This window comes from Amycolatopsis stemonae, from assembly GCF_054781455.1.
The window spans coordinates 926109-949467 of sequence record NZ_BAAGUJ010000001.1 but is presented as its reverse complement, the minus strand read 5'-3'; the positions used below and the strand labels follow the sequence as shown (position 1 = coordinate 949467).

At 72.3% G+C, this 23359-nt stretch carries 17 protein-coding genes; 12 read left to right on the top strand and 5 right to left on the bottom strand.

Features of this window, described 5'->3' with window-relative positions; translation table 11 throughout:
- The first annotated feature begins 13 nt into the window (after positions 1-13).
- Positions 14-868, top strand: coding sequence for an ion transporter (locus ACYVLJ_RS04715; RefSeq protein ID WP_451969152.1), 855 nt, complete (start codon positions 14-16; stop codon positions 866-868).
- Here ACYVLJ_RS04715 and ACYVLJ_RS04710 read toward each other — a convergent pair.
- The gene (locus ACYVLJ_RS04710; protein ID WP_460437858.1) at positions 857-1549 is read right to left on the bottom strand and encodes a TioE family transcriptional regulator; all 693 of its coding nucleotides are present in this window, start codon (positions 1547-1549) and stop codon (positions 857-859) included. The genes ACYVLJ_RS04715 and ACYVLJ_RS04710 overlap by 12 nt on opposite strands.
- A gap of 59 nt (positions 1550-1608) precedes the next feature.
- On the opposite strand from ACYVLJ_RS04710, the gene ACYVLJ_RS04705 reads away from it, so the two are divergent.
- Entirely contained in the window at positions 1609-2712 is a 1104-nt protein-coding gene (locus tag ACYVLJ_RS04705) for an erythromycin esterase family protein (protein ID WP_460437857.1), read from the top strand.
- A 54-nt stretch (positions 2713-2766) separates the two neighbouring features.
- Here the strand turns inward: ACYVLJ_RS04705 and ACYVLJ_RS04700 are convergent, their stop codons facing one another.
- On the bottom strand, positions 2767-5085 hold the full coding sequence (locus tag ACYVLJ_RS04700) for a chitobiase/beta-hexosaminidase C-terminal domain-containing protein (protein WP_460437856.1): 2319 nt from the start codon (positions 5083-5085) through the stop codon (positions 2767-2769).
- Positions 5086-5354: 269 nt separating this feature from the next.
- Here ACYVLJ_RS04700 and ACYVLJ_RS04695 point away from each other — a divergent pair, with 269 nt between their 5' ends.
- Together ACYVLJ_RS04695 and ACYVLJ_RS04690 are read left to right on the top strand one after the other, a co-directional pair.
- Positions 5355-6596, top strand: a complete 1242-nt coding sequence (locus ACYVLJ_RS04695; RefSeq protein ID WP_460437855.1) for a S53 family peptidase — start codon at positions 5355-5357, stop codon at positions 6594-6596.
- Positions 6597-6725: 129 nt separating this feature from the next.
- Positions 6726-7367: a hypothetical protein gene (locus tag ACYVLJ_RS04690; RefSeq protein WP_451969142.1), complete on the top strand. Its 642-nt coding sequence runs from the start codon at positions 6726-6728 to the stop codon at positions 7365-7367.
- On the opposite strand, the gene ACYVLJ_RS04685 is transcribed toward ACYVLJ_RS04690, so the two are convergent.
- A complete protein-coding gene (locus tag ACYVLJ_RS04685; RefSeq protein ID WP_460437854.1) occupies positions 7356-10175 on the bottom strand; it encodes an alpha-L-fucosidase in 2820 nt (939 codons plus the stop codon). The genes ACYVLJ_RS04690 and ACYVLJ_RS04685 overlap by 12 nt on opposite strands.
- Before the next feature lie 151 nt (positions 10176-10326).
- Between ACYVLJ_RS04685 and ACYVLJ_RS04680 the strand changes: the two genes are divergently transcribed.
- Entirely contained in the window at positions 10327-11208 is an 882-nt protein-coding gene (locus tag ACYVLJ_RS04680) for a sigma-70 family RNA polymerase sigma factor family protein (RefSeq protein WP_460437853.1), read from the top strand.
- Between the two features lie 25 nt (positions 11209-11233).
- On the opposite strand, the gene ACYVLJ_RS04675 is transcribed toward ACYVLJ_RS04680, so the two are convergent.
- Positions 11234-14389, bottom strand: coding sequence for an RHS repeat domain-containing protein (locus ACYVLJ_RS04675; RefSeq protein ID WP_460437852.1), 3156 nt, complete (start codon positions 14387-14389; stop codon positions 11234-11236).
- A 182-nt stretch (positions 14390-14571) separates the two neighbouring features.
- Between ACYVLJ_RS04675 and ACYVLJ_RS04670 the strand changes: the two genes are divergently transcribed.
- The 7 genes from ACYVLJ_RS04670 to ACYVLJ_RS04640 all read left to right on the top strand — a co-directional run bounded on the left by ACYVLJ_RS04670 (position 14572) and on the right by ACYVLJ_RS04640 (position 22225).
- On the top strand, positions 14572-16194 hold the full coding sequence (locus tag ACYVLJ_RS04670) for a S8 family serine peptidase (protein WP_460437851.1): 1623 nt from the start codon (positions 14572-14574) through the stop codon (positions 16192-16194).
- Positions 16191-16766 carry an RNA polymerase sigma factor gene (locus ACYVLJ_RS04665; RefSeq protein ID WP_460437850.1) on the top strand — a complete coding sequence of 192 codons (576 nt, stop codon included), beginning with the start codon at positions 16191-16193 and terminating at the stop codon, positions 16764-16766. Before ACYVLJ_RS04670 ends, ACYVLJ_RS04665 begins: the two co-directional genes overlap by 4 nt.
- On the top strand, positions 16763-17248 hold the full coding sequence (locus ACYVLJ_RS04660; protein ID WP_460437849.1) for a hypothetical protein: 486 nt from the start codon (positions 16763-16765) through the stop codon (positions 17246-17248). Before ACYVLJ_RS04665 ends, ACYVLJ_RS04660 begins: the two co-directional genes overlap by 4 nt.
- 190 nt (positions 17249-17438) lie before the next feature.
- On the top strand, positions 17439-19955 hold the full coding sequence (locus ACYVLJ_RS04655) for a CHAT domain-containing protein (protein ID WP_460437848.1): 2517 nt from the start codon (positions 17439-17441) through the stop codon (positions 19953-19955).
- Between the two features lie 131 nt (positions 19956-20086).
- Positions 20087-20578, top strand: a complete 492-nt coding sequence (locus tag ACYVLJ_RS04650) for a DUF4232 domain-containing protein (protein WP_460437847.1) — start codon at positions 20087-20089, stop codon at positions 20576-20578.
- Positions 20579-20598: 20 nt separating this feature from the next.
- Positions 20599-21186, top strand: a complete 588-nt coding sequence (locus ACYVLJ_RS04645) for a DUF4232 domain-containing protein (RefSeq protein WP_460437846.1) — start codon at positions 20599-20601, stop codon at positions 21184-21186.
- A 196-nt stretch (positions 21187-21382) separates the two neighbouring features.
- Positions 21383-22225: a maleylpyruvate isomerase N-terminal domain-containing protein gene (locus ACYVLJ_RS04640; RefSeq protein ID WP_451969122.1), complete on the top strand. Its 843-nt coding sequence runs from the start codon at positions 21383-21385 to the stop codon at positions 22223-22225.
- Positions 22226-22240: 15 nt separating this feature from the next.
- Here ACYVLJ_RS04640 and ACYVLJ_RS04635 read toward each other — a convergent pair whose 3' ends face one another.
- On the bottom strand, positions 22241-23224 hold the full coding sequence (locus tag ACYVLJ_RS04635; protein ID WP_460437845.1) for a small ribosomal subunit Rsm22 family protein: 984 nt from the start codon (positions 23222-23224) through the stop codon (positions 22241-22243).
- Between the last annotated feature and the right edge of the window lie 135 nt (positions 23225-23359).

Sequence of the window (23359 nt, the reverse complement as noted above, 5' to 3'; positions counted from 1 at the left end):
GCCATCATCGGGCATGACCACCCATCGCGACGCCCGCGAGCCGGAGCTCAACAGCGGGATCCTGCCCGGGAACGTGCGGGCCGACGACTGGATCATGCTCATCCTCGCCGCCGGGTCCGTCGGGTTGCTGGGGTTCATGCTGATCAGCCCGCCGGCGCGCGACGCCGCCCTGGTCGTCTTCTCCGTCGACTGCGGGATCTGCGGGGTGTTCTTCCTCGAGTTCCTGTGGCGGTGGCGCAAGCGGCGGTGGGCCCGGAAGTTCCTGGTGCGCAACTGGTACGAGCTGTTCGCCATGATCCCCGTCGCGCACCCGTGGATCGTGGGGCACAAGTTCGTCGGGGTCGTGCTGCTGCTCATCCGGGTCGGGCGGGCCGCGGACCGGGCCGTCGGGGAGCAGTTCACCTACCGGCTCGTCGACAAGCTGTCCGAGCCCATCGTGAAGGCCATCAAGAAGCCGGTGACCATCGCCGTGCTCGACGAGGTCGTCAAGGTGCTGGAAACCGGCAACTACCCCGAGAACCTCGCCAAGTCGCTCGGCGCCAACAAGGAAGAGCTGCGCGCGATCATCACCGAGAAGATCGCCGAGGACCCGCAGCTCGGCAAGCTCAAGCGGCTGCCGTTCCACGACGAGATCGTGCGCGCGTGCGTCGACACGTCGTTCCGGGTGCTGCTCGAAGTGCTCCTCGACCCGCGGATCGACGACTTCTTCTCCGCCGTCGTGCGCGACAACCGCGAGCAGATCCGGCAGGCCGTGCAGCTCGGGCTCAACGAGATCGAGGACGAGGACGTGGAGAAGACCCTGCGCGTGCGCACCCAGCACTCGGCCGCCCTCGAGTACGACCGGCTGCACCCGAAGTCACGGCCGTGACGCCAGGTACTCGCCGAGCCGGGCCGCCGCGGTGAGCATGGCGACGCCTCGCGCGGTCAGGTTTCGTTGCCACGTCGACAAAGCGCCGGCCAGCGAGGCGGTGCCCCCGGCGGCGCGGACCTGGCCGACCACCGTCGCGATGTGCTCCAGCGGGTAGCCGCCGCGGCGGAGCAGGTGCGTCAGCTCCGCGTCGCGGACGTCGGCCGCGGTGAAGACCCGGTAGCCGGTCGCCGGGTTGCGTGACGGCACCAGGACGCCCGCGCGTTCCCACGCGCGGACCGTCGCCGCGGTGACGCCCAGGCGGTGGGCCAGCTCGCCGACCGACCGGCTGCCCTGCGGGCCGTCACCGCGAACCGGTTCCGCGGCCAGGTGGCCGATCGCCGTGCGGACCGTGTTGAGGGTTTCGCGGTCGCGGAGCAGGCGTTCGTGGCCGCGGTCGACGAGGGTCAGCGCGCGCTCGAGGTCGTCGTCGTGGAGGGCGGTCATGATGCCGCCGGCCGTCGCGTGGCCGTACGCCGTGACCAGCGCGAGGAACGCACGCAGTGCTGCCGCGTGGATCTCGGTGTAAACCCGGTAGCCGCTCTCGGCGCGTGACGCGGGCGGGAGGAAGCCCTTGCGTTCGTAGTTGCGGACCGCCTGCGTCGAGATACCGTGTTCACGGGCGAGGTCGGCAGGGCGCACGAGCCGGAGCCTACCGGGCAAAAGTCTCAACCGAGTCTTCAACGATACGGTTGAAGCTCATGGACATCCGCGACTTCACCGCCGAGCTGCTCGCGTTCGGCGAGCCGACACACCAGGAACCCGCCTTCGCGCTGCTGCGGAACGACCTCTTCGCCCAGCTCGCCGAGCAGGGGTTCCGCTCGATCGCGCTGGAGACCGACCGCGTCGCCGCGCTGGTCGTGGACGACCACGTCCGAACCGGAACCGGCACGCTCGACACCGCGATGGACGAAGGGTTCTCGCACACCTTCGGCACTCTCGACGCCAACCGGCGGCTGGTCGCCTGGATGCGCGAGTACAACGAGCACGCCGCCGAACCGCTGGCCTTCCACGGCTTCGACGCCGCGATGGAGATGATGACCGTCCCCAGCCCGCGGACCTACCTCGAGCACGCCCGCGACTACCTGGGCCTCGACCTCGACATCGCGGGTCTCGCCGGGGACGACGAACGCTGGAGCCGTCAGGAGGCGGTCCTCGACCCGGCCGCGTCCCCCGGCGGCACGGCGGAGGCCGACCGGCTGCGGGTACTCGCGGACGACCTGCTCACCGAGCTCTACGCCCAGGCCCCGGCCCTGATCGCGGCGACGTCCCGCGCGCGGTGGCTGCGGGCGAAGACCACCCTCACCGCCGGTCTCGGCCTGCTGCGCTACCACGCGCAGTGCGCCCGGCCCGGCGACCGGGACGAGCGGATCAGCCGGCTGTCGAGCACGCGCGACGCCCTGATGGCCCGGAACCTCCTGGAGATCCGCGAACTCGAAGCGCCACGCGGGCCGACGCTGGTGTTCGCGCACAACAGCCACCTGCAGCGCCGGCTGAGCACCTGGGACTCGCCCTACGCGAAGCTCGAATGGGTCAGCGCCGGCGCGGTCGTCGCGTCACTGCTCGGCGACCGATACGCCTTCGTCGCCGGCAGCCTCGGCCACAGCGAGGTCCTCGGCCTCGGCGAACCTGCCGGGGACACCTGCGAAGGCGTGCTGCAGCGCGGCACCGAGACCTGGTCCCTGACCGCCGCGAGCGACGTCGCGCCGGGCCGCAAGCGTACCGACACCCGGCCCGAGCAGGGCTACTTCCCGCTCGACGAAAACCTGCTCGGCGGCGCCGACGCGGTCCTGCACATCGCGTGAAACGGCCCCCGGTACCGGGTCGGGTCCGGTACCGGGGGCCGTCGTTCACCCGGGTTACGGGTAGTTCACCACGTTCACCGGCACGGTGCCCGAAGGCGTGACCCCGCCCGTGTCGTTGATGACGTGGGTGATCGTGCCGCGGTAGTTGAGCGAAACCGTCAGCAGGCTGTGGAACTTCACGCCGCTGGTGTTCGGCACTTCGAACGCGTGGTAGCTGGACACCGCCGGGTTCGTGTCGAAGAAGCAGTAGCTCCCGAGACCCCACGCTTCGTGGGACGTCACGTTCGCGCCGACCTTGTAGGCGGCGTACCCCGCGACTCCCGACGGCGCGTTCCACGACGCCTGGTCCGGCACGTCGTAGGGCATTTCGTTCTGGAAGAAGATCGTCTTCCCGCCCTGGCCGTTCCAGATCACCTGGTACTTCTGGTAGTGCTCGACGAACAGGCCGGTCGCCGTCACGTTCGCGCCGTTCACCACCAGCCCGGTGTCGGCCGTGTTCGTGGTCCAGCCGACGGTCCCGGCGTTGCCGTGGTCGGCCCGCCACGCCCAGATGTGGTCGATGATCGTGTCGGCGCTGTTGACGACCAGGCTGTTGGTCGCCTTTCCGGCGATCTCGCCGCCGATCCGGAAGAACACGTCCTGGACCGTCGTCGGGTTCGAAGCGTGCGACGCCGAAGAGCCGGACTGGCCGACCGTGAGCAGCGCCTGCGAGTTCGTCGTGCCCGCGTCGAAGAGCAGGCCCTTGAGCCGCACGCCGTCCACATCGGACACGTTCATCGCGTTGACGCCGTTGTCCGGCACCAGCGTCGGGTAGCCGATGCCGAGGATCGTCGTGTTCGCCCTGGTCACGTTGAGCGTCTGGTTGAGGTGGTAGATGCCCGGCGTGAAGAACAGGTCGCAGCCGGCGGCGAGCGCGTTGTTGATCGACGCGGCCGTGTCACCGGACTTGACGACGTAGAACTGGCTCATCGGCGCCGACGTGCCCGGGGTGCTGCCGCTCGCCCAGCTCGGGCCGGACGCGTTGGTGCGCAGGGAAGGCAGGAAGACGCGGTACTTGCCGGAGCCGTCGACGTAGAGGTACGGCACGTCGCGCGAGACCGGCGTCGTGGCCAGCGTGGTCTCCGGCGGGCTCGGGAAAGTGGTCGCCGGAGCGCCGCTCGTGCCGGAGAACACCATGTTCCAGACGCCGCCGTCCCAGCTGCCGAGCGCCGAATCGCGGGTGTACCACTGCTGCTGCGAGATCGACGCCGTCTGGCCGGACACCTTGGTGTCGGCGATGTAGCCGCCGCTGGCGTAGCCGTAGCTCGCCGGGTACAGCTGCAGCCCGCCGCGGATGTCCATCCGGCGGAACGGCGCGGCCTGCGCCACCGCCCAGCGGTCGTTGCCGCTGGAGGGGTTGACCGCCATGTTTTCGGCCGAGCGCCAGAAGTTCTGCAGCGCGACGCCGTTGTCGGACGGGTTGAACGCGTCCACGGTGATGTCGCCGTTGATCACGACGCCGCCGGGGTTCTGGCCGAGGCCGGCCACCGAGGTGTAGAAGCCCACATTGTCGTGCACGTTGTAGGTGCCCGGCTTGAAGAGGTGGGCGACGCGCCGCTCGGCGAACTGCGCCGTCTGCGTGTCCTTCTGGTTGGCGAAGTCGGTGTCCAGCTGCGCCTGGATCGTCGCCGCGGACATGCTCGGGTCGAAGATCCGCACGTTGGACCCGAAGTTCGGGGTGTCGGACTGCGTCGGGCAGCCGGCCTGGGTGCCGATCGAGTAGGTCGCGCTCGACACCGCCGAGTTGGTCGAACCGGACTTCAGCGCGATCGCGTTGACCGTGCGGGAGGTCGGGACGCTGATCGGTCCACTGTAGAGCGTCGAGGACGCCGTCGGCGTGGAGCCGTCGGTCGTGTACCGGATGGTCGCGCCGGAGGTGGCGCTGCTGATCGTCACCGTCTGGGCGGTCGAGTACGTGCCGCCGGGCGGGCTGAACGTCGGCGCCGCGACCGTCGTCGTGCCGCCGCCGACGGTGTAGCTGAAGTGCGGGGTGTCGTACTGCGGGCCGCTCTTCTCGTAGGTGAACCAGTAGTCGAGCGTGTTGCCGGTGCTCAGGCCGCCGACCGTGGTGCGCCACGTGCCGGAGCCGTTGGTCATCCGGACGTTCTGCTGGCCCAGGCCCGGCACGCCGGTGTAGTGGACGTCGACGTACGCCGCGGGGGTCGTCGGGGTGAAGGTGATCTGCACTTGGGTCGAGCTGAGCTGCGTGACGCTCTGGGTGTAGTCGTCCGCGGCCAGCGCCGCGGGGGCGCTCAACCCGGCCGCGACCAGCAGCGCGGATGCGACGAGCGCGAGCCTCGAGCCGCGTCGTCGGTGCTTCAAGGTCAGGTTCACGCCGTGACACCTCCGCCGTTGGGGATCCACGAGCAGCATTTGTTGCGAGTCACAACAAAGTAGCTCCCGGTGAGCGGATACTCGATCTCGTTTCGGTAACACTTGTCTGGACCAATAACTCACCCGGGTGAGCGACTTGGTGACCTTTGGTCCGGTTTACCGCGCGGTGGGCGAATGACTGAACCGAGAAACATCCATCAAGCGGGTGACCCTGATCGAGTGACATGCGACGATCCCGTGCCACACCCGGTCCCCTACCGAGGAGTAGCATGGCCCTTTCGCGCGTCAAACGGCTGTTCCGGTCAGCCGTCGTCCTCTCCCTCGTCGCGGCCCCGCTCTCGGTGGCCGCCGCGGCACCCGCCGAAGCCGCCCCGCTGAAGAGCGGCGGCGTCGTCAACTTCGGCTGTGCCACCTCCGGCAAGCTGCACTGCCTCGGCAAGGCGATCCGTTCGCCGAAGGGGAAGGGCCCGCTGGTCACCTCCACCCCGGTCGGCTACGGACCGGCGGAGATCCAGTCGGCCTACAACGTCGCCGGTGTGCACTCGAACGGCAAGACGGTCGCCATCGTCGACGCGCAGGACGCGCCGACGGCGGAGGCCGACCTGGCGAAGTTCCGCTCCGCGCGGGGACTTTCGTCGTGCACGACGGCCAACGGCTGCTTCAAGAAGGTCAACCAGAACGGCGCGGCGAGCCCCCTGCCCGCGCCCGACTACGGCTGGGCCGAGGAGATCAGCCTCGACCTCGACGCGGTGTCGGCGACCTGTCCGGACTGCAAGATCCTGTTGGTGGAAGCCAACTCCCCGGACACCGACCCGTTGATGACGGCGGTCGACACGGCGGCGGCGACGCCCGGCGTGGTGGCGATCTCCAACAGCTACGGCGGCACCGAGGATTCGACGATCCTCGCCGCCGACGCGCACCTCAACCACCCCGGCATCGCGGTGACGGCGTCGTCGGGCGACTCCGGCTACGGCGTCAGCTGGCCGGCGTCCTCGCCGTACGTGACGGCGGTGGGCGGCACCACGTTGAAGAAGTCGACGAGCACCTCGCGCGGCTGGACCGAAACGGTGTGGAACGGCAGCGGCAGCGGGTGTTCGGCGCTCGAAGCCAAGCCGGCCTGGCAGCACGACACCGGGTGTGCGAAGCGGACGGTCGCGGACGTGTCGGCGGTCGCGGACCCGGCCACCGGGCTCGGCGTCTACGACACGTACAACAGCTGCGGCAGTTCGTCGTGGTGCGATGTGCTGCTGTCGCTGGGCCTCGCCCAGGGCGCGGACGGCTGGGTCCAGGTGGGCGGCACGAGCCTGTCGTCGCCGGTGATCGCGAGCGTGTACGCGCTGGCGGGCAACTCGGTGACGTCCGGGTCCTACCCGTACGCCCACACGGGCGGGCTGAACGACGTGACCTCCGGCTCGAACGGCAGCTGCGGCGGCAGCTACCTCTGCACGGCCAAGGCCGGGTACGACGGCCCGACCGGGCTGGGCACGCCGAACGGCACGTCCGGCTTCTGAGGCACCACCGGCCGCGGCGTTCGGGTTTCCCGAGCGCCGCGGCCGTCCAGTATGCGGTGATCCTCCACGGACGGGTGACGTTCGCGCGCGGCATTTTCGCGCCTGCCTCGCCGGGGTAAGGATGTCTGCATGCTGGACACCGATGTGCTGTCGCGGACGCCGCCCCGGGCGCTCGACGTCGTCACCCCGCTCGGGGACGTGCGGTTCGCCGTCCGCGTCGGTGGCTGGGACGTGCCCGTGAGACCGGAGTTCACCTGGGGCCTCGGCTCCGGCGCGCGGCTGTGCCGGTGGCGGCACCAGTCCGTGCGGCTCGACGTGCTGTCCGGCGCGACCGAGCCGCGGCTGCCCGACGACTACCCCGTCGTCACGCGCGAGACGGCCGTCTTCCGGGTGCTGGCCCGGGAAGACCTCAGCGAGTTCGTCGTCCAGGCCGAGCTGGCCGGGGCCGCCGAACCGGTGAGCGCCGGGGAAAGCGCCTTCACAGTCGAGGGCGAAGACGCCGTGGTCAGCGTCGGCGGTCCCGGCGTCGAAATGCTGCGCCACTGTTCGCGGGCCGGGCAGCACGTGCCGCCGTACTGGTCCGGCCTGCTCGGGGACGACGCCGTCGGACGGGCCGGGACCACGCTCACCTGGCAGCTGCCCGTCGTCGAGCGCGGGGACTACGCCGAGCTGTGGGTGTCCGTCGCGTGGAGCGCGCCGAGCGGGCACCCGGGCACGGGGGACGCCGTCGACGTCGACCCGGCCCGGGTGCTGCGCGAACTAACCCAGTGAAATCCGGTCCAGGTCCGGGGCGCCGTCCCGGTCGTTGCCGATGCGGATCGTGTTGGCCCCCGCGGCCAGCGTCACCGGCACCGAAGTGGTGTACGGCGTGTTGTTGCCGACCCCGCTGACCTTCACCTCCGCCGGCGCACCGCCGTTCACCGACACGAAGTACGACCGGTCGCCGTTGACGGTGAAGTCGAGGTACAGGGTGTACTGACCGGCCGCGGGCACGGTCACGCCCGGGAAGGTCACCGCCGCACCCGCGCTGCCGCCGATGTTGCGCACCTTCTGCCCGCCCGAGCACGGCGAGCAGCTCGTGACACCGGCGTCGCCGATGTCGTTGGCCGAATCCTCCGCCTCGCGCATGAACACCCGGTCCGCCGGACGCGGCTTGACCGGCACCGGCTTGCTCACCGACTTGGCCCGCCCGAGCGTCGTGAACGACGCCGTCACCGGGATGGTCGCGTCCTGGGCGGCCGGGGCCGTCACCGTCCACGATCCACTCAGGACTTGACCGAGCTTCAGGTTCGACGCCGTCACCGGGGCACCGACGAGCGTCCAGCCCGCCGGGACGACCGGCGCCAGCGACACCTGGTCGACCGGGTCGTCGACGTCGAGCCGCAGCGACGCGGTGATCTTCAGCGACTGCTGACCCGCCGAAACCCATTGCACGCCGGCGGGTTGCACGGTCAGCGTCGTCTTCGGCGTGTACGACTCGGGTGGCAGGGGCGCCACCGCGATCCGGTCGAGATCCGCGGTGCCGGACACCTTGATCGTGTTCGAACCGGCGACCAGCGGCGCCGGGATCGCCGCCGGCGCGTGGACGGTGATCGGCGCGGCACCGTTGACGCTCACCGAGAGCGTGCCCGGGCCCGACGTGTCCAGCTGCAGGCGGGCCGGGCCGGTGGCCTGGACGTCGTGGAAGGTGACCGCGCCCCGGTCGAGCCCGGTGACCGCGGCCGCGCCCGAGCACGCCGCACACCAGACCGGCCTCGCCCTGCCTTCGAAGCCGTTGCGCCACGACTCCGCTTCCAGCGGCAGCTCGCCGCGGGCGTCGGGATAGCCGTAGGCGACGTCGATCTCGTCGAGCGCGAGCTGGTGGAAGAACGGCTTGGCCTGCGGGCCGGACCACGTGTTCAGCACCTCGAGCTTGAGGTACCGCGCGTGCACGTCGCCGACGTCGACGAACTGGACGCCGCGAGTACTCGGCAGGGCACCCGTGCGCACCGGCTGTCCCCAGTGCTTCCCGTCGTCACTGGCGTAGACGCGGTAGTCCTTGATCCGCGCGGAATCCTCGGCGCGGCCGAAGGATTCGCGCGCGGCCGTCGGTGACGACTCGCGCTCGTGCACCGCCAGGTAGGCCGTCGACCGCGGCCGGCCCAGGTCGAGCGTCACGGACACCGGCTGCTGCCCGCCCGCGTCCCAGTAGTTCAGGTAGCTGCCGTCGGTGAGGTTCGACGCCGGGTGCCCGGGCGCCGACGCCGACGCGGTCGCCTTGATCGTGCTCTTGTCGTAGAAGTACTGCTGCCCGGCGGTGTCCACCCGGAACACGGTGTCGTAGGTGTCCCAGTCCTTGATGTCCAAGATGGACAGATAGCCGCCCGACTGGGCGAACCGCATCCTCTTGCCGGTGCGCACGTCGGACACCCCGGTGACGCGATACCCGTTGTCGCGCAGGCGGACCAGGTTCGTCGACGGCCGCGTGACGACGTGCACGTACTGCGTCCGCGCACCGGGCTTGACGGTGATCACGCCGTGCGCGCCGTCGTTCCAGAAACCCGGCTGCATGCCGCCGTACATGTAGCCGCCGCCTTCGAGCCCTTGCAGCGACGCCTTGATCGGCTGCGTCCAGGAAGCCATGAAGGTGTTGAACGCCTCCTGCTGCGGCGGGAACTTCCCGTTCACCATGGCGGTTTCGGCCATCAGCGACTTGATCGACGAGCCCGCGTTCGTGATGTAGCGGCCGGTGGAGAGCCGGAAGTCGACGGCCTGGTCGCCGCCGCTGTACCACCAGTCGCCGTTGGTCGGCAGCTTGTAGTCGGCCTCGGTGAGCCGGGGCATCGGCGTGTAGATCGCCTGCGGGTAGTCGTACGACGGTGTCATGCCGGTCTTCTGCTCGTTGCTGACCGTGTCCATGATCGGCGTGTCCTCGTTGTTGTTGCTCAGCAACCAGGACGGCCGCTTCTCGCGGATGTGCTCGTAGAGCCCGTGCTGTTCCCAGTACTCGTTGTCGTTGTCGATCCAGAAGCCCGCCAGGTCGGAGTAGCGGTCCATGACCTCGTCGAACAGGTCGTAGCCGAACTCGCCGAAGCCCTGGCGCGTGGTCAGGTCGACCGGCTTGCCCTTGTACGCCGAGTAGGCGGCCGAGTCGAGCGACTCGTGGCCGCTTTCGTTGTGCCACTGGGGATCGTCGGTCATGTAGAGCATCACCCGGACGCCCTTGGCCCGGCCGGCGGCGATCAGCTCGCCGAGGAAGTCGCGCTGCGTCGAGCAGCTGCCCGGGATCTTCGACGGCCACGGCCGCGCGTAGCCCAGCCGGCTGTGGAAGGTGGTGAGGACGACGTAGGACGCGCCGAGCTTCTTCGCCTCGTCGATCCAGTAGTCCGGGGTCCAGCCGCCGTCGGTGACGTCGCGCTCCCAGGCGGCGCAGTCGGTGTGGCGCGGCGCGGTGAACATGCCCCAGTGCAGGAACAGCCCGGCCGTCGAGGCGCGCAGCCAGTCCTGGCGCGGGTTGTAGAGCTCGGCGGTCGCGGGGCTGACCAGGCTCGCCACCAGCGCGAAGGCGGCGGCGAGGCAGACAAGCGGTCGGAATTTCATGGACCCTCCTCGTCCGGAGAGATCCGATGATTATGTGGTCATATATCGTACGTCAAGCAAGGATACCGGTGAGCGGCACACAGTGGTCTGATCTGTCACACTCTCGCCGGGCGATCCGTCAAGGTGGTGACCGCCCGCGAAAGGACCACCCGTGCAAGACGACCTGCTCGCCCGCAGCTTCGAATCCCACCGCGCCCACCTGCGCGCGGTCGCCTACCGCATGCTGGGGTCGCTGAGCGAGGCCGAGGACGCGGTGCAGGAGTCGTGGCTCCGGCTGAGCCGCAGCGACCCGGCCGCGGTCGAGAACCTCGGCGGCTGGCTGACGACGGTCGTCGGCCGCGTCTGCCTCGACATGCTGCGTACGCGCAGGGCACGGCGCGAGGAGCCGTGGGACGCGCTGGTGCCCGACCCGATCATCAGCCGTGAGGACGCCGGCCCCGAGCACGAGGCGCTGATGGCGGACTCGGTCGGGCTCGCGCTGCTCGTCGTGCTCGACACGCTCACCCCGGCCGAGCGGCTGTCGTTCGTGCTGCGGGACATGTTCGCGATGCCGTTCGAGGAGATCGCGCCGATCGTCGGCCGTTCGGAGGCGGCTACCCGGCAGCTGGCGAGCCGAGCCCGGCGGCGCGTCCAGGGCGCCCCCGTCGCCCCGGACCCGGACCTCGCGCGGCAACGTGAAGTGGTGGACGCGTTCCTGGCGGCGGCCCGCGGCGGCGACTTCGACGCGCTGGTCTCGGTGCTCGACCCGGAGGTCGTGCTGCGCTCGGACCGCGGCGTGGCGCTGGGCGGCTCGGTCGAGGTGCACGGCGCGGCCGAGGTGGCGAACCAGGCACTGACGTTCTCCCGCCTCGCCTCGGGCGGCGGCACGGTCCGCCGGGCCCTGGTCAACGGCGCGGCGGGCGTGGTCGCGACCCGCGACGGCCGCCCGTTCTCGGTACTGGGCTTCACGGTGGCGGGCGGCCGCATCGTGGAGATCGACATCCTCGCGGACCCGGCCCGCCTGGAGCGGCTGGACCTGGCGGTGCTCGACTGACCCGTCGCGAGTCGGAACCAGCGTTCTAACCCTGTTTCCCGCTCACGACGGCGCCGTGCTCGTCGGTCACCAAGGCGACCTCTGCCCGCTCGTCGAAGTGCAGGTACCGGCGCCGGCCGTTCGCGTACTGGCGGACCGTGCCCGCCACCACGATCACCAGCTCGCCGTCCTCGATGGCGTACAGCTCGTCCGGGGTCAGGGTTTCGTGGATGCGCGTGCCGTCCGTGACCAGCGTGCGGACTCGGCGGCCCGTGTGGTCGTAGCCGTACAGCGCGTTGACCCCGTCGTCGCCGTGGACTCCGCGCAGGCGGCCGAACGCGTCGTGGATTTCGCTGCCCGACGGGGGTTCCTCCGGCGCCCGCGGCGAAACCTCGTGCAACCCACCGGGACCCGTGACGATGTGCGAAGGGGAGAAGACTTCGCTGACGCCGTTCGCGTAGTGCATCGCGACGCGGCGGCCGCGCAGGTCGTACTGGACGGCGTCGAGGTAGCCCGGCACGCTCACCAGCCGGCCGACCTCGTCGTACTGGTGGCGCACGGTCAGCCGCCCGTCGCCCGCGTCGGGGTAGACCACTTCGGACAGCCGGCCGTCCGCGCGGCGCGTGACGTCCAGGCGGTACTCGACCGCGACGTGCGCCGGGCGCCAGCGTCGTTCGGCCGGGTGGCCCTGCGCGTCGTAGCCGAACAGCGTCTCGCCGGACTCGTCGGCGACGCGCACCAGCCGGCCGCAGCTGTGCGGCCCCGCCTCGGGCGGCACCGGCAGCCCGCCGTCGTGGTAGGCGAACGTCGTGACCGGGGTGCCGCCCGGGTCGTCGACCAGCACCGCGACCACCCGGTCGGCCGCGTCGTGCACGCGGTACACCGTGTGCCCGCCCGCGGTCCGCGTCTCGACGGGGTTCCCGGCGGCGTCCCGGGCGTGCACGACGCCGTCCGCGGCCCGCAGTTCCCGGCCGAGCAGGTCCCGCACGACGCCAGGCGAGCCGGACGACTCCGGGGCGGGAGCCAGGGGGCGGCCGAGCGCGTCGTAGCGGAACTCCTCCGGTGACTCCGGCGGCTCGCCGGCGCGGAACCCCCGGCTCGTCCGGCACACCAGGCCGCGCGCGCAGTACTCGTGGTGCTCGTCGACGACTTCGCCGAGCAGGTCGGCGTGCCGGCGCTGCAGCAGCCGCCCGGCGCCGTCGCGCAGCTCCGCCGTCACGATCACCTCCGGCTCGCCGGACACCGCCCGCTGCTCGGTGGTGACCCGCGTCGGCTCGTAGCGGTGCCGGACCGTCGGCAGGTCCGCCGTGTCGCCCGGGCGCACGACGGTTTCCGGGCGCCCCAGCGGATCGTGGGTCACGGTGGTCACCGCGCCCGATGGGTCGGTCACCTCGCACACCCGCGCCGTGCGGACGTCGTAGCGCGTCGCCGTCACGTTCCCGAGCGGGTCCGACACGACCTCGGGGAAGCAGCGGTCGGCCGAGTACCGCGTCTCGCTGGTGTGGCCGTTCGGCCCGGTGGTCGTGGTGCGCAGCCCGGCGACGGTGTCGAGCCGGCCGTGGAACGTCGTCACCCACCAGCCGTCCTCCCCGGGACGCCGGTGGTAGCCGTGGTGGCGGAAGTCCGGCACGACCGGGCCGTAGACGTCGGCGACGAGCTCGTCGGTGAGCACCAGCTCCTCGTGCGCGGTGAGCAGGCCGCGTGAACCGGCCGTGCCGTCGGGCCGCTCGTCGTACCGGAACACGTTGTCCGCCAGGACGTTCCCGGCGCCGTCCAGCTTCCGCACCCGCGCGGGCAGCGCGGCGAACCGGCGCTCGGGCGAGGTCGCGTACGTCGTGCGGGTCTCGCGGACGACCGGGGCGCGGCCCGGCCGGTCGGTCCGCTCCACTTCGCGGGTCGGGTTCCCGGCGGTGTCGAAGCGGGTCTCCTTCGTGGTCACCGAAACCGGCCGCTCGCGGCGTTCGAACACGGTCGTGACCGACCGCGTCCACTGGGGATTCCGGGTGTGCTCGACGCGGTGGTACGGCCGGTCCGCTTCGGGTGCGCCGTCGAGGCCGTACGTCTCCTCCTTGCGCAGCAACCCGGTGGTGCCGAACCAGCGCACGGTCCGCAGCGTGGGCGCGTGCTCGTCGCCGAGCTCGTCCTGCACGACCCGGCCGAACCCGCCGAACGCGCGGTCGCCGAACCGGCCGTCGTGGTACTCGAACTCCGTGACGCCCGCCTGGCCGGTGGCGGCTTCCCGGACCGCCACCCGCCGGACGACCGGGACCGTCTCGACGGTCGCGTACTCGATCGCCGTGCGCAGCCCGATCCCGTTGTCGATCCCGCTCAGCCGGCCGGCGCGCGGGAGGTCGCCGGGCTCCAGGGAGTAGTACGGCAGAGCGTCGTCGAGCACCAGTGCGGCCGCGTCGCCGCCGCCGGCCCGGACGCGGGCGGTGAGCCGGCCCCGCCGCGGGGCGGGCGGTTCGGTGCGGGCGTAGGCCAGCCGCAGCACGGGCGCGGCGGCTTCGGCGCCGTGCGCGTCGAACCCGGTGAGCGCGACGGACGTCAGCAACGACGCACCGGTGCGGTCGTCCTCGTCGTAGCCCAGGCACCACCGGCGGACCAGCGGGCGCGCGTCCGCCGGCACCCGCAGGTCGATCCGGGCGCAGCGCAGGGCGGTCGTGACGAGCGCGCCGCCGCGGCCCCAGCGCAGCACGTCCGGCCGCTGCTCGTAGGTGAAGTCCACTTCGTACGGCCCGTAGGCCACGCGCGCGAGGTAGGCCTGCCCGCTGTGGTGCGCCCAGCCGAACTGCGCGGTCGTGCCGAACGCGTCCTCGGTCCGTTCGAGGTACCAGGCGGAGCCGCCCGAGCGGCCGCCGTCGGTCGTGCCGAGGACGTGCCGGACGCCCGTCCGGGTGGTCAGGTGGAACCCGTCGCCGCTGCGGGCGAGCCGGCCCTCGGCGCCGGAGCGCGCGCGGCCGTCGTCGAGGCGGACGTGCGGCAGCGGCAGCGCGAACCCGCCGCCGAACGGGCCGTTCGGCGCCCCGGTGGTCCAGCGCAGCGCGAGCGCCGGCGCGATGCCGCCGGGCCCGGGCGGCAGGTCGAGCGGCACGGCGAAGCTGCCTCCGCCGGTGGCCGGGTCCGGGGTGAACGCGCCACCCGGTCCCCGGACCGGTGCGGGCCGGCCCGCCTCCCGCGCGCTCGACCGGAGCAGAAGCATGCTGATCTCCCCGCCTGGATACGTGACTTCCGGAGGGCCAAGTGGGTGAGAAGGGGCCGTCAGATACGTCTTCACCCGTTTGCCATCGTCGTTACGCATTCGTGACGTCGGTGTCGTATCCCGGTCTCGGCCCGCGGGTCTTTCCCGGGTGCCATCAGTGATCAATGGCGGAGGGTGGACCGATGGTCGTCAAGTTCGAACGGGGCGAGACCGCGGAAGCGGCGGCCGAGGACGCGAGCACGCTCAACGAGCTCCCGACCCCGCCCAGGCAGGTGCTCGACCGCCACGGCGCGCGGGTGCTCGACCCGGCGACGTCGGTCGTCGCGGCCGGGCAGCCGGTCCCGCGCGCGACCGTGTACCGGCCGGGCACCTTCCTGATCCCCGACCGCTACCTGCGTGACCAGGAGACCCTGGCCGCGATCAACCGCGTGCTGGCCCGCATCGGCGTCTTCGCCACCCCGGCCGACCGCGGCGACAGCAAGGGCCTCGAGCGCGTCCGGGAGCTCGGCACCCTGCCGGTGCGCGCGCTGCTGCACGTCCGCGAGGACTCCGACCCCGTCGTCGTCGACTGCTGGAAGGCCCTGCAACTGCTGCGGGCCGCCGCTTCGGGCGAGAAACCCGAGGTGGACCCGGCCGTCGTCGCGACGATCTCCGTGGAGCACCTGCTCTTCACGTCACCGGTGTTCGGCGGGGTCCCGTGGGAGACCAGCGGCCTCGGCGGCACGCCGTGGGAGACCAGCGGGTTCGGCGCGGGCAGCTCGTACGGGCGCACCCACGGCGCCAACCGGATCCCGGTGACGCTCGCCGCGGACCCGCCGTTCCGCAGCAAGAAGCCCGCGCACCGGCGGCCGGTCGTCGCCGTGCTCGACACCGGCATCGGCCCGCACCGCTGGTTCGGGCTGGCGGACCGCACCGCCCCGCCGCCCGCCGGATCCGGCCTCGCCGTCGCGCCCGACATCCAGGCCGCGGTACTGCAGGCCGAGCTCGCCTCCGCGGGCACCGTGCCGACCCAGCTGCTCACCGACCACTGGGACGCGCCGACGACCGGGCAGCCGCTGATCGGCGACGTCGACACCGACACCGGGCACGGCCTGTTCATCGCCGGCATCATCCGGCAGGCCGCGCCCGAAGCCGACACGCTCGCGATCCGCGTCGTGCACAGCGACGGCGTCGCGTACGAAGCCGACGTGCTGCTGGCGCTGCACCTGCTCGCCGACCGCGTGCGCACCGCGCAGGCGAACAACCGGCCGGAGGACATGGTCGACATCGTTTCGCTTTCGCTGGGCTACTACGTCGAGGACCCGGTGGACGTCGCCTTCACCGGCCAGTTCGCCGCGGTCATCGCCGAGCTGCTCGGGCTGGGCGTGCTCGTGGTCGCCGCCGCGGGCAACGACGCCACCACGCGCCGGTTCTACCCGGCCGCCTTCGCCGACCAGCCGCTCGGCAGCGGCTGCGGTCCGCAGGTGATCAGCGTCGGCGCGCTGAACCCGGACGCCGGCGCCAGCCGGGCGCTGTTCTCCAACGAGGGCCCGTGGGTGCGCTGCTGGGCGACCGGCGCCGGGGTCGTCAGCACTTACCCGTCGGACGTCCGCGGCACCGCGGCCGCCGACCACGAGATGCCCGGCCGCAGCTCCTTCGACCCGGACGACTACACGGGTGGCTTCGCGGTCTGGGACGGGACGTCGTTCGCGGCGCCGCTGGCCGCCGCGGAGCTCGCGAAAGCCCTGTCCCAGTCCGGAGATCTGGCCACGGTCGACCGCGACACCGTCGTCAAGCGCGCTTGGACCGCGCTGGGCTCGCTGTGAACGTGGCCAAAACCGACCACAGCCGGGTAGCGGCCCTGTTCGACGCCGCGCGGGAGGGCGACCGCGCGGCGCTGGACGAACTGGTTTCCCTACTCACGCCGCTGCTCTGGCAGGTGGCGCGGGACCAGGGTCTGGACGCCGACCAGGCGGGCGACGTCGTGCAGACGACGTGGCTGCGGCTGCTCGGCTCGTTCGCGGAGATCCGCTCGCCGGTCGCGCTGACCGGCTGGCTGATCACCGTCACCAAGCGGGAGGCCTGGCGGACTGGGGAAAAACGCCAGGTCGAACGGCCGCTGCCGGAGCTTCCGGAGCGGCTGACCGAAGCGTCACCGGCACCCGAGGAGGGAGTGCTGCGCGACGACCAGCGCGCTCGCTTGTGGCGTGCGGTCGACACCTTGCCCGAACGCTGCCGCAGCCTGCTGCGGATCGTGGCGTTCGTGCACCGGCCGGACTACGCCGAAGTGGGCGCCCGGCTGGGAATGCCGAGGGGGAGTATCGGCCCGACCAGGGGACGTTGCCTCGCGCGCCTGCGCGAGCAGCTACTCGCCAACGGCGAAGGAGATTGGCTGTGACCACCGTCGAACCACCCGGCGCGAACGAGCCCTTGGACGAGCTCGACTTCCGGCTGCTTGCCGGATTGCGCGAGCTGTGGCAAGACGCCGACCCGATGCCCGAAACGCTGGTGGAGCAGATCCGCTTCGCGATCCAGCTGGAGGACGTCGACCTCGAGGTGATGCGGATCCGCGAGCAGGAGGGGCTCCCGGTCGCGCGGAGCGCGGCGGAACAGGGCCGGCTCATCACCTTCGACAGCGAAAGCCTGACGATCATGGTGAACGTGAGTCCCGAGCCCGGCGGTTCGATCCGGCTGGACGGCTGGCTGACCCCGCCCGCGGAGCACCCGATCGAGGTGCGCACGGCGGACGGCCCGCTGACGACCACGTCGGACGCCGAAGGCCGGTTCGCGGTGAGCGGTGTGCCGCACGGGATGGTCCAGGTGCTGGTCCGCACGGTCGGCCGGGCGAGGACGGTGAGCACGCCGGCGATCGAGCTGTGACGAGCCGCGGCCGACCACCTGGCGCGACCTGCCCGGTTGCCGCGTCCTCGCGTGAACTTCTGTCCACCCGGCGAAAACCCCCGGACCGCCGCGGCCCGGAGGTACGATCCGGGGCGTCCTTCTCGGCCGAGGGGGACGGCCCCGGCCGGAAGGGCAGCCTGTGGTCGCGTCGCCGAGGGCGGAAGACCGGGTGCGCGACCTGCATCGGCGTGCGGTCGCGGCGACCAACAACGGCCAGCCCGTCGTCGGCGGCCGCCTGATCCGTTCCGCCGCAAGGCTTCTCGGCCTGCCCGCCGCGCAGCCGCCGCCGGACTGGCCCGCCTGGCCGGACCTCGCGACCCGCGTCCTCGGCACGTACGCGGCCGTCGAAACGGCGCTGGGCAACAGCACCCGCGGTCTCGCCCTGCTCGACGAGGCCGACGTGCTCGTGTCGGACGCCGGGCGCGGGATCCTGCGCCAGCAACGGGGTCTCGTCTTCATCCTGATCGGCCGGATGGACGAAGCCTTGCGCTGCTTCGACGAAGCGATCCCGTTGCTGCGCCAAGCCGGCGAATACGTCGTGCTCGCACGGACTCTGCTCAACCGCGCGATGCTGCACCAGTACGCCGGGCGCGTCCGGCTCGCGCTCGCCGACCTCGACCAGTGCGAGCAGATCGGCGCCGGGCAGGCGTCGGAAGAAGGCCTGGAACGGATCTTCGCGAAGGCGGCGCACGGCCGCGGCCAGGCGCGCGTGCTCACCGGCGACATCCCGGGGGCGCTGCGCGACTTCGACGCGGCGAGCGGGTTCTACGCCGAACAGAGCGTCGGGATGCTGCCCGTGCTGGCCGTCGACAAGGCGCGGGCGCTGCTCGCGGCCGGGCTGCCGCAGGAAGCCGCCGCCGAACTGGACGCGGCGTTGGAGCAGTTCCCGCGGCTGCGGATGAACCAGGAGCACGCCGAAGCCGAGCTGACCCGCGCCTTGGCCGCGTTGGCGAGCGGCGAGCCGTCGATCGCGCGGAGCTGGGCCGGACGCGCCGAACGCCGCTTTCGCCGCCGGGGCAACGAAACCTGGGCCGCGGTCGCGCAGCTGACCGTGCTGCGCGCGGACTTCGCGGCCGGACGGCGGATCGCCCGCGTCGCGGCGGAGGCGACCGCGCTGGCCGGCCGGCTCACCGCGCTGGGCCTGCGCAACGACGCGGAGATCGCGGCGCTGCTGGCCGCCCGCGCGCGGATCGCCCTCGGCGACCCGGACGGCGCCCGGGCGGGGATCGCCCCGCGCGACCGGCGGGCCGCACCGCTGGAAAACCGGCTGGTGCGGCGGCTCGCGCTGGCCGAGCTGGGGGCCGCGACCGGCGACCGGCGCAGCACCTTCGCGAACGCGCGGGCCGGGTTGGCGCAGCTGGAACGGCACCGCGGCCGGTTCGGCAGCATCGACCTGCAGACCGGGACGACGTCGCTCGGCAAGGAGCTCGCCGACGCGGGCCTGGCCGCCGCCCTCGCCCAGCGTTCGCCCGGTGTCGTCTTCCGCTGGCTCGACCGTTCGCGCGCGCAGGCGTTCCGGTTCCGGCCGGTGCGCCCGCCCGCGCACCCGGAGACCGTCGACGCCGTCGCCGAGCTGCGGTACCTCTCGATGCAGATCCGCGCGGGCGAGCTGTCCGGGAAGCCGGACACGCACGCCGTGAAGCGGTGTGCCGCCCTGGAACGGGAAATCCGCGCGAAGGGCTGGCAGGCCGAGGGCACCGACGGCGACCACCCGGAGGCGAAGCTGCGCGAGGTGGGCGACGAGCTCGCCGAGACCGGCAGCGCGATGGTGTGCTTCCTCGCCGACCACGGCGCGTTGTGCGCGCAGGTGATCGCGGACCACCGGGTGGCACTGATCGAGCTCGGCCCGGCGTCGGCGGTCGCCGAACCGGTCGCGCGGCTGCACAGCGACCTCGACGCGTTGTGCGGGCGTCAGCTGCCGGCGCAGCTCGACCAGGTCATCCGCCGGTCGGTGCGGACGCAGGTGACGGCCCTGGACGGGATCCTGCTGGCGCCGCTGGCCTCCCGGCTGGGCGACCTCGACGTGGTCCTCGTGCCGACGGGCGCGCTTTCGGCGATCCCGTGGGGCCTGCTGCCGACGGTGCGGGGCCGGCCGGTGACGGTCACGCCGTCTTCGTCGGCCTGGCTCGACGCGGGCCGCCGGCCGCGCCGGGCGGCCGGGGCGCCGCTGCTGGTCGCGGGCTCGGACCTGACCCACGCGGAGACCGAGGTGGCGTCGCTGGCGCCGTTCTACCCGGACGCCGAGGTGCTGACGGGCCCGGACGCGACGGTCGCCGCGACGCTCAAGGCGTTCGACGGCTGCCGGCTGGCGCACTTCGCCGCGCACGGCCACCACGAGCAGGAGAACGTGTTGTTCTCCCGGCTCAACCTGGCCGACGGGCCGCTGATGGCGTACGACGTCCAGCAGCTTTCGACGGCGCCCGAGCAGGTGGTGCTGTCTTCGTGCGACGTCGGCCAGGCGGTGGTCCGCGAGGGCGACGAGGTTCTCGGGTTCACGGCGGCGTTGCTCTACGGCGGCAGCCGCACGGTCGTCTCGAGCGTGGCCCGGGTCGACGACCGGACGGCCGGCGGGGTGATGCTGGCCTACCACCGGGCGCTGGCGGCGGGCACGCCCCCTGCGCGTGCCCTGGCCGACGCGGCCCAGGCCGAACCGCTGATGCCGTTCGTCTGCTTCGGCCGAAGCTGACATCTGTTTTGACGTCCGGGCCTCGAAGAGGTTGCTTTCGGGTGATCGACCCCATCGGGGCGCATCCCCGGGGCGTCGCCGGGCATCTCCTCCAGTGAGTCCAGTTGATCACGGAACGAGGGAGGACGACCATGAAGCGAACGGTTGCGGCGCTGATCGTCGGGGGTCTGGCGGCCGGCGGGCTGGTGCCGGCGGCCGGGGCCGCGAACGCCATGCCGAGCGACACACCGTGCGGCGCCTCGGACGTGACCGTGAGCGTCACGCCGGACCCGTCGAACGCGGCCGGGCACGAGGCCTACGTCCTGACCTACACGGCGTCTTCGCCGACGACGAACTGCAAGCTCGAAGGCGCGCCGACGGCGGTGGCCTTCCTCGCCGGCGGGCAGCGGCTGCCCGTGACGGCGACGCCGGACGGCGCCGAGTCCGTCCCGGTGAACCTGCGCGCCGGCCACCCGGCCGAGTCGCGGATCGTGCAGCGCGCCGCCGCGGTGCCGGGGACCGAGCCGGACTTCGTCACGTTCGACCTGCCGACCGGCCCGTACGGCCAGCCGGTGAGCGTCGCCTGGCCCGCGGGCACGGCCCTGAAGGGCGACGCCGTCCAGGTCACGCCGGTCAGCAACTGATCTTTCGGAGGGGAACCACCATGAAGCGCATCTTGATCGGGATCGGGACCGCGGCGGGGGCGTTCGCGCTGGCGGCTTGCGGGACGTCGACGGCGGCACCTTCGCCGGCTCCGGCACCGGCCGCGGCGCAGGGGGCGTCCGGCGGCGGGGTGGCCCCGGCGTCGACCGCGACGCCGCGGTGCACCACGGCCGACCTGGAGGTCCTGCTGGGCAAGCCGGCCGAGAAGAAGGACGCCTCCGGCCAGTACGACATCCCGCTGACCTTCCGCAACACCACGGACCACACGTGCGGTCTGTACGGCGTACCGGGCGTCGACCTGGTGGGCCCGGACGAAGCGACGTTCGGCCCGGTCTACCACCTGCCGCGCATCGACAACGGCGTCAAGTACAACGAAGTCACGGCGGGCACGACGGCCTCGGCGACGATCACGGTGCTCAAGCCGGCGGCGGGCGAACCGGCCTGGACGCCGGCGAAGCTGAACACGATCCCGCCGGGCTCGACGAAGGCCCTGAGCGCGAAGTGGCCGGCCGACCTCCCGGTCCTCCGCCAGGACGCGGCGACCCACCCGGGTTCCTACGTCAACGGCATCCTCGCCGACCCGGCCTGAAAGCCTGCTCGTCACTCGATCGGGTGAAGCACGAAGCCGCGCGTCATTCCTGGGGCGCGGTCCCCTCTTTCTCGGTGCGGCGGTAACCGGCCGGCACGCCCCCCGACTGGCCGGTTACCGCTGCGGTGTCTTCTACCCACGGTTGAGCACCTCGGAAGAGTCGCCCGCGGCACTCCGGGAGCTACCGTCGGAAACCATGACGATCCTCCCGGCGCAGTGGCAGGCGGTGCGCACGGCCTTCGAAGAGGCTGGCAACCGGTTCGCGGACGTCGTGGAGAGCGCGCCCGACCCGCACGCGAAGGCCGTCGGCGACTGGTCGGTGGCCGAAACGGCCGCGCACGTCGGCTGGATCGCCCTCGTCTACACCGCGATGGCCAAGGGCGACGGCGGTCCGCTGCCGTTGCCGGAGCTGGAAGAGCCGATGGCGTCGGCGAACATCGAGACGGTCTCGGCGATGAACGACATCGCGATGACCGCCTACCCCGAGCGCGACCCGCGCCTGCTGGCCGAACGGCTGCGCGCCGACGTCGCCGAAGTGCTGCAGGTGACCCGAGACCACGACCCGGAAAAGCCGGTCTGGTGGCTGGGCGGCAGCCGCGTCCCGGTGGCGGGCCTGCTCGCGCACCTGGTCAACGAGCTGGAGATCCACGGCTGGGACATCGCCCGCGCGAGCGGCCGTCCGTGGCGGATCGACCCCGTGCACGAGGCGTTCTTCCTGGAGCTGTTCTTCGTCGGCATGGTCCGCAACGACGTCGGCCGGCTGCTCGACTACGCGACGCCGTCGCCGCGCCGGATCGCCGTGGAGTTCCGCTCGGTGCACACCGCCCCGGTGGTGATGGTGCTGCAGCACGGCGGCCTGCGGGTGGAGGAGCCCGACGGCACGGCCGACGTCCGGCTGACCTTCGACCCGGCCGTGCTGGTGCCGATGATGTTCGGCCGGATCTCGCCGCTGCGCGCGGTCACGAGCGGCAAGGTCCGCGTGGGCGGCCGCCGCCCGTGGCGGCTGCTGCCGTTCCTGCGCACGGTGCACATGCCCTAGCTGTGGTGCCCGGGGTCAGTCGGTCGACCAGCCGTCGCCCCACTCCGCGTCCCGGGCGGCGCGGTAGCGCGGGCCCTGCTTCTTCGAGACGGCCACGCCGGGTGTCAGCCCGTCGGACGTCGTGCACAGGTCGAGCGCGACCCAGCCCTTGTGCTTCTTCGGGTGCCGGATGATCCGCGCGTCCGGGCGCTCCGGCGCCGATCGGGACGCGACGACGTACGCGAACTTCTCGTCCTCGAAGCCGAGCGTGCCCGCCTTCAGCCGCCGGTGCAGGCCCGATCGCGGGAGCCGCGCGGCGAAGTGGCACCAGTCCTCGCCGGGCACGATCGGGCAGCCGCCGTCGTGCGGGCACGGCGCGACGACGTGGAGGCCGAGGTCGATCAGCCGCGCGCGGGCGGCGCGGATCCGCACGTAGCCCGCCGGAGTGCCCGGCTCGATCAGGGCGACCGCCCCGGCCTCGGCGGCGAGCCAGCGCACGACGTCGTCGCGGCCGGCTTCCGGCAGTTCGCCGAGCACGTACGACAGCGTCACGAGGTCGGCTTCCGGCGGCGGCGCGGCCGGGTCGACGAACCCGCGCCGCCACTGCGCGTCCCGGACCGCGGGCAGCGCCGCCCCGGCGGCGAGCCGCTTGCCGAGCCCGATGGCCCCCGCGACCTGCTCCAGGACCGTGCACCGAGTCAGCGAAGGCCAGACGGCCGCGGCGGCCCAGACCGCCGCGCCGGTGCCTCCGCCGACGTCGATCTGCGTACGCGGCTCGAAGCCCGGAGCGCGTGAAGCCGCTTCGGCGAGCACAGCGTGTACAGCGGCGTAGGTGGCCGGCATCCGGTAGCCCGCGTACGCGGCGACGTCGGCTTCGGAGCCGAGGATCGGCGAAGTCGCCGCGTCACCTTGGCGGTAGCGCGTGCTGAGCCGGTCGACGGACTGGGTGAGCCGCGCCAGCGGGTGCCGGGCCAGCTCGTCGTCGAGCGCGGAGGAGAGGTCGTCGGGGAGTACCGCCACGAGCGTCGATTCTCCCCTGTCCGATTTGCCCCGCCGGGGCGGCCCTGAGCTGCTAGTTTTCGGCGCGGAAAGATTTTCGGCGAACGCTGTCGATCCGGGGCCTGGCCGTTCGACGCGTAGGCAGCAGACAACGAA

Coding starts and splice junctions, on each gene's coding strand:
- ACYVLJ_RS04715 (WP_451969152.1), top strand. CDS start 14: ATGACCACCCATCGCGACGCCCGCGAGCCGGAGCTCAACAGCGGGATC.
- ACYVLJ_RS04705 (WP_460437857.1), top strand. CDS start 1,609: ATGGACATCCGCGACTTCACCGCCGAGCTGCTCGCGTTCGGCGAGCCG.
- ACYVLJ_RS04695 (WP_460437855.1), top strand. CDS start 5,355: ATGGCCCTTTCGCGCGTCAAACGGCTGTTCCGGTCAGCCGTCGTCCTC.
- ACYVLJ_RS04690 (WP_451969142.1), top strand. CDS start 6,726: ATGCTGGACACCGATGTGCTGTCGCGGACGCCGCCCCGGGCGCTCGAC.
- ACYVLJ_RS04685 (WP_460437854.1), bottom strand. CDS start 10,175: ATGAAATTCCGACCGCTTGTCTGCCTCGCCGCCGCCTTCGCGCTGGTG.
- ACYVLJ_RS04675 (WP_460437852.1), bottom strand. CDS start 14,389: ATGCTTCTGCTCCGGTCGAGCGCGCGGGAGGCGGGCCGGCCCGCACCG.
- ACYVLJ_RS04670 (WP_460437851.1), top strand. CDS start 14,572: ATGGTCGTCAAGTTCGAACGGGGCGAGACCGCGGAAGCGGCGGCCGAG.
- ACYVLJ_RS04650 (WP_460437847.1), top strand. CDS start 20,087: ATGAAGCGAACGGTTGCGGCGCTGATCGTCGGGGGTCTGGCGGCCGGC.
- ACYVLJ_RS04645 (WP_460437846.1), top strand. CDS start 20,599: ATGAAGCGCATCTTGATCGGGATCGGGACCGCGGCGGGGGCGTTCGCG.
- ACYVLJ_RS04640 (WP_451969122.1), top strand. CDS start 21,383: ATGACGATCCTCCCGGCGCAGTGGCAGGCGGTGCGCACGGCCTTCGAA.